Annotated in this window: 8 protein-coding genes; all 8 read left to right on the top strand. The window is 40.8% G+C overall.

What is annotated here, in order from left to right:
• On the top strand, window positions 1-727 hold a 727-nt coding region (locus SPADD19_RS05480; RefSeq protein ID WP_241496484.1), incomplete at its 5' end, for a glycosyltransferase family 2 protein.
• A 65-nt stretch (window positions 728-792) separates the two neighbouring features.
• Window positions 793-1,644: a dTDP-4-dehydrorhamnose reductase gene (rfbD, locus tag SPADD19_RS05485; RefSeq protein ID WP_013903389.1), complete on the top strand. Its 852-nt coding sequence runs from the start codon at window positions 793-795 to the stop codon at window positions 1,642-1,644.
• 107 nt (window positions 1,645-1,751) lie between these two features.
• The gene (cps2T, locus tag SPADD19_RS05490; protein WP_013903390.1) at window positions 1,752-2,900 is read left to right on the top strand and encodes a beta 1-4 rhamnosyltransferase Cps2T; all 1,149 of its coding nucleotides are present in this window, start codon (window positions 1,752-1,754) and stop codon (window positions 2,898-2,900) included.
• Window positions 2,897-3,838: a glycosyltransferase family 2 protein gene (locus SPADD19_RS05495; protein ID WP_061455460.1), complete on the top strand. Its 942-nt coding sequence runs from the start codon at window positions 2,897-2,899 to the stop codon at window positions 3,836-3,838. Before cps2T ends, SPADD19_RS05495 begins: the two co-directional genes overlap by 4 nt.
• Complete coding sequence (locus SPADD19_RS05500; protein WP_061455461.1) at window positions 3,838-4,644, top strand: ABC transporter permease; 807 nt, start codon at window positions 3,838-3,840, stop codon at window positions 4,642-4,644. Before SPADD19_RS05495 ends, SPADD19_RS05500 begins: the two co-directional genes overlap by 1 nt.
• Window positions 4,644-5,867 (top strand): ABC transporter ATP-binding protein, encoded by a 1,224-nt coding sequence (locus SPADD19_RS05505; protein ID WP_061455462.1) that lies wholly within the window; start codon window positions 4,644-4,646, stop codon window positions 5,865-5,867. The genes SPADD19_RS05500 and SPADD19_RS05505 overlap by 1 nt, the downstream gene beginning before the upstream one ends.
• A gap of 12 nt (window positions 5,868-5,879) precedes the next feature.
• Window positions 5,880-7,229, top strand: coding sequence for a glycosyltransferase (locus SPADD19_RS05510; protein ID WP_061455463.1), 1,350 nt, complete (start codon window positions 5,880-5,882; stop codon window positions 7,227-7,229).
• A 1-nt stretch (window position 7,230) separates the two neighbouring features.
• On the top strand, window positions 7,231-7,452 hold a 222-nt coding region (locus SPADD19_RS05515; protein ID WP_277619464.1), incomplete at its 3' end, for a rhamnan synthesis F family protein.

Genomic DNA, 7,452 nt, shown 5'->3' on the forward strand with positions numbered 1-7,452 from the left:
TCGAAATTTCGGAAAAGAGGCTGCACTATATGCTGGACTTGAGCGTGCTAGTGGTGAATACGTGACCGTCATGGATGTAGATCTGCAGGACCCTCCGGAGTTATTGATCGAAATGAAGCAGAAGTTGGAGGAACAGCCGAATTTAGACTGTGTCGGAACGAGACGCGTAACCCGTGATGGGGAACCACCGATCCGCTCTTTCTTTGCACGGATGTTTTATAAATTGATCAATCATATTAGTCAAGTGGAAATGGTTGACGGGGCGCGTGATTTTCGTTTGATGCGTCGTCCTATGGTCGATGCGATTCTTGAGCTCTCGGAGTACAATCGTTTCTCAAAAGGAATTTTTGCTTGGGTAGGATTTGAGACAGAATACCTCGAATATAAAAATGTAGAGCGCGTGGCAGGAGAGACGTCTTGGAATTTTTGGTCCCTCTTTAAGTATTCGATTGAAGGGATTGTCAATTTCTCGGATGCCCCATTAAACATTGCCTTTATTGGTGGGCTATTATCTTGGATTTTGGCCTTTATCATGATGATTTTGATTGTAATCCGTACCTTAGTCTTTGGGGATCCTACTTCAGGTTGGCCATCCCTTATGACAGTGATTCTTTTCCTGGGAGGGTTCCAATTATTGACCATTGGGATTTTAGGGAAATATATCGGTAAGATCTTCATGGAAACCAAGAAACGTCCAATCTATGTTATCAAAGAGAAAAGCAAGTAAAAAGCAGAAAACTTCTGCTTTTTTTGCTATAATGATAGGGAAAAAGCATTTGAAAGGAATTTAACATGATTTTAATTACAGGAGCAAATGGGCAGCTTGGAACAGAACTTCGCCATTTGTTGGATGAACGAAATGAAGAATATGTAGCTGTTGATGTAGCTGAAATGGACATCACAAATGCAGAAAAAGTAGATGAGGTATTCGCAGAAGTGAAACCAACCCTAGTCTACCACTGTGCTGCCTACACAGCTGTTGATGCTGCTGAAGATGAAGGAAAAGAGTTGGACTATGCCATCAATGTGACTGGTACAGAAAATGTAGCAAAAGCGTCTGAAAAACATGGTGCAACCTTGGTTTATATCTCAACCGACTACGTTTTTGATGGGAAAAAACCGGTGGGACAAGAATGGGAAGTAGACGATCAACCAGATCCTCAAACAGAGTACGGTCGTACCAAACGTATGGGGGAAGAATTGGTTGAGAAGCATGTGTCTAACTTCTATATCATCCGAACAGCTTGGGTCTTTGGAAACTACGGTAAGAACTTTGTCTTCACGATGCAAAACCTTGCAAAGACTCACAAAACACTTACAGTCGTTAATGACCAACATGGTCGTCCAACCTGGACCCGTACTCTTGCAGAGTTTATGACTTATTTGGCTGAAAATCGTAAAGATTATGGTTATTACCACTTGTCTAACGATGCGAAAGAAGATACAACTTGGTATGACTTTGCAGTTGAGATCCTCAAAGATACGGATGTTGAAGTGAAGCCAGTGGATTCTAGCCAATTCCCAGCTAAGGCGAAACGCCCACTGAACTCTACAATGAGCTTGGCTAAGGCTAAGGCCACAGGATTCGTCATTCCAACTTGGCAAGATGCCTTGAAAGAGTTCTATAAACAAGAAGTGAAATAAGATCAAAAAGAAGCGGCTCTAAAGGGTCGCTTTTCTGTTTGTATTAGGCAAAAAGCCTAGAAAATGGTATAATTGAATAGACTGTGAATGATTTGAAAGGGAACTCTATGCAACATGTTTTTATTATCGGAAGTCGTGGGCTTCCGGCTCAATATGGCGGTTTTGAGACTTTTGTGGACCAATTGGTTTCGCATCAAGTGTCTTCAGATATCCAATACCATGTTGCCTGCCTTTCTAATGATCAAGCTTATCAACATTTTGACTACAAGGGTGTCGATTGTTTTACCATTAAAGCCCCTAAGCTTGGGCCTGCGCGTGTCATTGCCTATGATATGATGGCCATCAACTACGCCTTGAAGCTTATTAAGAAACAAGGAATTGAACAGCCGATTTTTTATGTCTTGGGCAATACAATCGGAGCCTTTGTGGCGCCTTTTGCGCGTAAGATCCATAAGATGGGTGGTCGATTCTATATCAATCCAGATGGACTGGAGTGGAAGCGGGCCAAGTGGGCTAAACCGATCCAAGCCTATCTCAAGTATTCTGAAAAGATCATGACGCGCCACGCTGACTTGGTAATTTCAGACAACCCAGGTATTGAGTCCTATATCAAGGAAGCCTACCCTTGGTCTAAGACGACCTATATTGCCTATGGAACGGACTTATCTCCGACCAGCCTAAATAGTCAGGATAGGAAGGTCCGAGAATTCTATCACAAGTGGCAGACACAAGAGAAAAACTATTACCTAATTTTGGGCCGCTTTGTCCCAGAAAATAATTATGAGACCGCCATTCGTGAATTTATGACCTCTTCAACCAAGCGGGATTTGGTGATTATTTGTAACCAGGAAGGCAATCCTTATTTTGAGGAGCTCCGAGCTCGAACTGGATTTGATCAGGATCCTCGTGTTAAGTTTGTAGGAACGGTTTATGATCAAGACCTTTTGAAGTATATCCGTAAAGGAGCCTTTGCCTATATCCATGGTCATGAAGTGGGCGGGACCAATCCTGGTCTCCTAGAGGCTCTTGCCCAGACGGATCTGAATTTAGTTTTAGGGGTCTCCTTTAACCAAACGGTCGCTAAGGACACGGCTCAATATTGGACTAAAGAAACTGGGAATTTGGCACATTTGATTGATCAGGTTGATTCTTTAGAAGATGTATCTGAATGGGGTCAACGAGCCAAGGCCAATATGAAACAAAACTTTACCTGGGAAAAAATTGTAGGTGAGTACGAGGAATTATTCTTATCATGAAAGTAAATATCTTGTTGTCCACCTACAATGGTGAGCAGTATCTAAAAGAGCAGGTCAAAAGTATTCAAGAACAGACCTATCAGGACTGGCAACTCTTGATCCGGGATGATGGGTCGACAGATGGTACAGTAGAGATCATTCAAGAGTTGGTAGCTCAGGATGAGCGTATTCGTTTTATCAATCAAGGAGCCATCGAAAATCTGGGTGTTATCAAGAGCTTTCACACACTCTTAAAATATGAAAAGGCTAATCTCTATTGCTTTAGTGACCAAGACGATGTCTGGCTTCCTGAAAAGATTGCCCTACAAGTGGAAGAAGCAGAGAAACATGTGCAAGAGGAGCCTTTGTTAGTCTACACCGATTTAAAAGTGGTCGATGAAAACTTGAATGTACAGCATGAAAGTATGATTCGCACCCAGTCTGATCATGCCAATATGGAACTGATTCAAGAATTGACCGAAAATACGGTTACTGGCGGAGTTGCTATGATTAACCATGCGCTAGCGGAATTATGGACAGGTCAAGAAAAGCATGCGCTTCTCATGCATGATTGGTATTTGGCCTTGTTGGCAGCTGCCTTTGGGAAGCTCATCTATATCGATCAACCGACAGAGTTGTACCGTCAGCACAGTAGCAACGTTCTAGGAGCTCGAACCCTCAGAAAAAGGGTTAAAAACTGGGTCCGCCCTCATATTTTGTTTGCTAAATATTGGAATCTCATCGAGTCCAGTCAAGAACAAGCAAAAAATTTATTGGAACTGCCTGTCAGTTCCCAAACTAAAGAAATCATTGAAAACTTTGTCACCATTATGGATGTTCCGCTAAAAGAACGTTTGAGACGGATTCGTCAGTACGGTTATCGGAAGAACCGGGCTTTTCACACCTTTGTGTTTACCAGCCTAATTCTGACAAAGTTTGCATATCGAGGTAAAAAATAATGTTTGACGTTTTTAGTCAGAAAAATCGAATTTTATTAAGAGAATTAATCAAAACAGACTTTAAATTACGCTACCAAGGATCAGCGATTGGTTATCTTTGGTCGATTTTAAAGCCCCTGATGACTTTTACCATCATGTATATTGTCTTCATTCGATTCTTACGCTTAGGTGGAGATGTTCCCCATTTCCCAGTTGCCCTTTTGTTGGCCAATGTAATCTGGGGCTTCTTCTCAGAAGCCACATCTATGGGGATGGTGTCGATCGTTAGTCGAGGCGACCTATTGCGGAAGTTGAATTTCTCCAAACACATCATTGTCTTATCTGCAATTTCAGGAGCAGCCATCAACTTTGTTATTAACCTTGTAGTGGTCCTGATTTTTTCATTCTTTAATGGGGTGACATTCTCTTGGACTGCTTTGATGGTGATTCCGCTGTTCTTTGAGTTGTTCTTGATGGCGACAGGGTGTGCCTTGATCTTAGCGACATTTTTTGTCCGTTTCCGTGACCTAGGTCAAGTCTGGGAAGTACTCCTGCAAGCAGGCTTGTATGCGACGCCAATTATCTATCCGATTACCTTTATCGCAGACCGCAATCCATGGGCTGCGAAGTTGGTCATGATGAATCCTTTGGCTCAAATTATTCAAGACATGCGTTATTTCTTGATTGATAAGGCCAACACCCCTGTCTGGCTTTTGGTGGAGAATAAGTTCTTGGTTCTGATTCCTTATGTTTTGCCATTTCTTATTTTTATCGCTGGCTTTGCTTACTTTAACAAACATGCTAAGAAATTTGCGGAGATTCTCTAATGACAGATAAACAAATTGCAGTAAAAGTAGACCATGTCAGTAAGTACTTTAAGTTGCCAACAGAGGCAACCAATAGTCTTCGAACTGCCCTGGTCAATCGCTTCAAAGGAATCAAAGGCTACAAAGAACAACATGTTCTTAAGGATATTTCTTTTGAAGTAGAAAAAGGAGACTTTTTCGGGATCCTCGGAAGGAATGGTTCTGGAAAGTCTACTCTCTTAAAAATTATTTCTGAAATCTATGTACCTGAAAAAGGTTCTGTCACAATCGATGGGAAACTGGTGTCTTTTATTGAGCTTGGAGTGGGCTTTAATCCAGAACTGACAGGTCGTGAAAATGTCTATATGAATGGAGCTATGCTGGGCTTTTCGACAGCTGAAATTGATGCCATGTACGATGATATCGTAGACTTTGCTGAGTTGCATGAATTCATGAACCAAAAGCTCAAAAACTACTCTTCAGGGATGCAGGTTCGTCTGGCCTTTTCGGTCGCCATCAAGGCCCAAGGTGATATCTTAATTTTGGACGAGGTCCTAGCAGTAGGAGACGAAGCCTTCCAGCGCAAGTGTAATGATTACTTCCAAGAACGGAAGAAATCAGGAAAAACCACTATCTTGGTTACCCATGATATGGGGGCCGTCAAGAAATATTGTAACAAGGCTGTTTTGATTGAAAATGGATTGGTGAAAGCTTTAGGGAGTCCAGAAAATGTTGCCAATCAGTACAGTTTTGATAATACAGCTCCTTTGCAACAGGGAGGAGAAGCTAATGGAGCAGGTAATTCAAACCAGGAAGAAAATGTCTTGGTTGAAAATTTTCAGCTTCAGTTGTTAAGCTCAAATAAATTACGTCCTCAAGATCCTATTCAGTTCCAGATTGATTTTGATGTTCGTGAAGATATCAGGACCTATATCGCTCTGTCTTTAACGGATATTGATCGGAACATTTGGATCTACAATGATAATTCTATGAATCAACTGATGAGTGGAACTGGACATAAAACGGTTCATTATACTTGTTCACTGCCAACTGTAAATGACTTAAAAATGAAATTGGAAGTGACGGTAAGGGATGAGGAAGGACAGATGTTGGCCTTTTCAGATGCCACCCAGACTCCACTGATCTTTATCAATCGAGATGATATCGCTTTGGATGATAAATCAGCAATGGATTCGGCAAGTGGCTTAATCCAACGCAATGGAACATGGTCAATGACTGACTAGACTGAGGGAAATATGGAAACGACGCCTTTTGTTTCGATTATTTGTACGGTTTTTAATAAAGAGCCCTGGCTAAAGAAGACGATTGATAGCTTCTTAGCCCAACAAACAGAGTTTGATTATGAGATTATCTTGGTGGATGATGCTTCAAGCGATGGATCTCGTTCTATCATTCAGGATTATCAAGCCAACTACCCTGATCTGATTCGTGCCTTTTATCAGGATGAGAATCAGGGAATTTCTAAAACCTGGGTCTCTATCTGTAAAGAAGCACGTGGAAAGTATATTGCCCGCTGTGATGGAGATGATTTTTGGTTAGACCCTTTAAAACTTCAGAAACAGGTTGACTTATTAGAAAGTGAACCTGATTGCAAATGGTCCAATACAGATTTTGATATTTATGATGAACAAGGAACCCTCGTTTCTAAGGCCGGCTTTGCCAAACATACGATCCCATTAGCAGATACTTATGAAAAGATGCTGGCAACAAGAGGCTTTACCATGGCCTCTACATGGCTAGTTGATAGAGATCTGATGGTAGAAGTCAATCAAGAGTTAGACTTAACGACATCAGATGATACTTTCAACCTCCAATTGGAGCTCTTTCAACGGACTTCTTTAGCCTATCTGGATGAAGCGACAGTTGCTTATACCATTAATCAAGGATCGGATTCTCGTCCTACTGATTTTAAAAGATTAGAACGTCGTTTTCATAAGTTACTACAAACACAACTGGACTATCTTGATAAGTATCCAAATGCTGATTTTAAAGAGATGACGAGGATTCTTTTAGATCGGAATAATACTTATGAGATTCGCCTTTCCAAACCAATGGATTCTCTTTCACACATCGGAATGGAGTCTGTTACAATTTATTTTGGTAACGAAGAAAATACTTATTCGGAAGATCGTACCATGACCAAACTTCTTCAAAAAGAAGATAGTCTAGCAATCGAAATTCCGAAGGGAACTTCTGTTATCCGAGTTGATCTGTCTGAAAGTCCAAGTTATTACTCTGATGTTGAATTGAGAGATTCTAACGGAAAGGTTTGCTGGCCAGTTTATAGTAATGGTATCGTTACAGATAATTTGTTTCTTTTTAGTGAACCAGATCCTCAATTGATTTATGAAGTTGAAGAAGAAGGTGTGTATCAACTGAGCTATAAAATGATTTCTATAGATAATCCCTCTGCACCGGATTATATTGGAAAAGTTTTTGCTGCCGAAATGTTAGATTGTCAAAATAGTTTGAAAAATCTTGAGGCAGAGTTACAAGCTACGAAAGAAGCATATAATACAGTCATCCATTCTCGCCGTTGGACCATTCCAACAAAGATTTTGAAATTCTTAAGAATAAGGAAATAATATGCAACGTTTACTTTTATATGTTCACTACAATAAGTTCAATTTTATTAGTGGACATGTACTCTATCAATTAGAAAAGATTCGCCCCTTGTATTCACGGGTGGTCTTTATCTCCAATAGTCAACTACCAGAAGATGTGAAGTCTAATTTAGTAGCACAGCATCTGGTAGACGATATTCTAGAGCGCAAAAATAGTGGCTTTGACTTTGCGGCTTGGCGGGAT

It is taken from the genome of Streptococcus parasanguinis, assembly GCF_001578955.1.
GTDB classification, from domain to species: domain Bacteria; phylum Bacillota; class Bacilli; order Lactobacillales; family Streptococcaceae; genus Streptococcus; species Streptococcus parasanguinis_U.

Bases quoted from the DNA above. Each gene is read 5' to 3' on its own strand.
- rfbD (WP_013903389.1), top strand. From the start codon at position 793: ATGATTTTAATTACAGGAGCAAATGGGCAGCTTGGAACAGAACTTCGC.
- cps2T (WP_013903390.1), top strand. From the start codon at position 1,752: ATGCAACATGTTTTTATTATCGGAAGTCGTGGGCTTCCGGCTCAATAT.
- SPADD19_RS05495 (WP_061455460.1), top strand. From the start codon at position 2,897: ATGAAAGTAAATATCTTGTTGTCCACCTACAATGGTGAGCAGTATCTA.
- SPADD19_RS05500 (WP_061455461.1), top strand. From the start codon at position 3,838: ATGTTTGACGTTTTTAGTCAGAAAAATCGAATTTTATTAAGAGAATTA.
- SPADD19_RS05505 (WP_061455462.1), top strand. From the start codon at position 4,644: ATGACAGATAAACAAATTGCAGTAAAAGTAGACCATGTCAGTAAGTAC.
- SPADD19_RS05510 (WP_061455463.1), top strand. From the start codon at position 5,880: ATGGAAACGACGCCTTTTGTTTCGATTATTTGTACGGTTTTTAATAAA.